The organism is Muricoccus nepalensis, from assembly GCF_006438825.1.
Lineage (GTDB): Bacteria > Pseudomonadota > Alphaproteobacteria > Acetobacterales > Acetobacteraceae > Roseomonas > Roseomonas nepalensis.
The window spans coordinates 1-1,722 of sequence record NZ_RCZP01000112.1; the positions used below are offsets into that span (position 1 = coordinate 1).

Sequence of the window (1,722 nt, forward strand, 5' to 3'; positions counted from 1 at the left end):
CGTTCACGCCGTTCTCGTGCTCGATCAGGCAGGCTGGCACGGCTCACGCCAGCTCCGTGTGCCCGACAACGTCACCCTCGTGCCGTTGCCGCCCTACGCACCCGAGTTGAACCCGGTCGAGCGCGTCTGGCTCCACCTCCGCGAGCGCTTCCTGTCCCACCGTCTGCTCAACAGCAACGCCGCCATCGTTGACGCATGCTGCCAAGCCTGGAACGCCCTCACGCCCGAGCGCCTCCAATCCCTCACCAACTATCCCTGGATCAGAAAAGTCACTTCATAAGCTCGGCGGTATCAGGCGCCAATAGCCGCCCTGTGCTGAGCAAAGCGTCTACTAACGCCACAGTGACGTCGAGGTGACCGAGCCCGCCTTCAAGCTGTTGGCGAGACGGTGACGCGCCTCCTCCTTCGTGAGTGCCAAAACAGCACCAGAGCCGCGCCGCTCCCGAAACCAGTCAGCCATGCAATGGAGGTGAGGCCGACGAGCGCCCCGACATACGAGGCCACGAGGAGGACCGGCGCCAGAATGGTCAAGCGCAGCAGGACGCCAGCGGTCCACATCGACCAGACCGACCAGCGGGGTTCCGCCGGGTCCTCTGCACGTGGCAGCCGCGCCGGGATGAGCAGCCCCGCTACCACGCCGAGTGCGACGAGGAGGGCCAGGGCGCACGGCGTTTCGCGGGCCAGCGCCGCCTCCGCACGGATCCTATCGGCTAGCGATGCCCGCCGGATCACGAAGCCCCAACTCTCGTCGCCTGTTTCGAAGGCCAGGAGGCCGCTCCGCTCGGCATCGGTGAGCCCCGGCACGGACTGTCCATGCCTGAACGAAGCGGGGTCGAGAAGCAGTACGGCGGCGCCGTCGTACCCCCGGCAGGACCGCCGGTCACGGTCGCAGAGGAGGACCATGGCGCCGCTTTGGTGGCTGCGCGCTAGTAGGCGCCCATCGCGGTCGAGGACGAGGATGCGAACGGGATCGGCCAGGAGAATGCCGTCGCCCTTCAGGAGACGCATCTCCCCAGGCTGTCCGTCCGGCAAGACGATCCGCTCGACATGCGTGAAATAAGGCCGGTGCGCGTCGGCGGGACAGCCAGCCAACAGCAGTAGCGGCAGCGCGAGCGTCAGGAACGGCGACCGTCTCATGCGGGCTCTCGACATCGGTGGAGGATTATACAGGGTTTTGTGCGAGCCGTAGGCGGCTGGAACGTCGCGCCGTTGAAGGCGCCGTTAGACCACCTGGATGATTCCGCCGATCACGCCGCGGTTGTCCACCCGCGGCACCCCGTGCGAGAGGGGAAAGCAAGGCTTCAGACGACGCATTTGGGCGGGGGTCAACAGGAAGGGTGACGCGAGCGCCGACACGGCGGACCTCTGCTCCGCTCAAAAGCTCACCGCCGCTCCACGGGTCAAGCAGATTAATGGGTCCTGACCCTAGATGTTTGGTCCCGGGGTTTGGTGGTGCGGGTCATGGATGAACCTGGACGGTTCTTCTGTCCAGGCTTTGCAGATGGCTTCGTAGGGCGTGAGGCCGCGTAGAGTCTTCAGGCGACGGGCGAAGTTGTAGGCGGCGACGAACTGGTCGAGGTGCTGTCGGAGTTCGTCGTGCGTCTCGTAGTGGTAGCGCTTGACGGTTGCTTCCTTGATCGTGCGGTTCATCCGCTCGACCTGCCCGTTCGTCCAAGGATGCCGGGGCTTGGTCAGTCGGTGATCGATGTTGTTCTGGGCGCA

General features: G+C 65.4%; 3 protein-coding genes and 1 pseudogene. 1 reads left to right on the forward strand and 3 read right to left on the reverse strand.

Features of this window, described 5'->3' with window-relative positions:
• Window positions 1-280 (forward strand): transposase (locus EAH89_RS30770; RefSeq protein WP_194152387.1); only part of this gene is annotated, 280 nt, incomplete at its 5' end.
• Window positions 281-369: 89 nt separating this feature from the next.
• Here the strand turns inward: EAH89_RS30770 and EAH89_RS30775 are convergent.
• The 3 genes and pseudogenes from EAH89_RS30775 to EAH89_RS30780 all read right to left on the reverse strand — a co-directional run.
• On the reverse strand, window positions 370-1,137 hold the full coding sequence (locus EAH89_RS30775; protein WP_140887986.1) for a hypothetical protein: 768 nt from the start codon (window positions 1,135-1,137) through the stop codon (window positions 370-372).
• Window positions 1,138-1,161: 24 nt separating this feature from the next.
• A pseudogene (locus EAH89_RS33715) lies at window positions 1,162-1,314 on the reverse strand (IS5/IS1182 family transposase); the annotation flags it as partial.
• 111 nt (window positions 1,315-1,425) lie between these two features.
• Window positions 1,426-1,722: integrase core domain-containing protein (locus EAH89_RS30780; RefSeq protein ID WP_140885178.1), on the reverse strand; the 297-nt coding region annotated here is incomplete at its 5' end.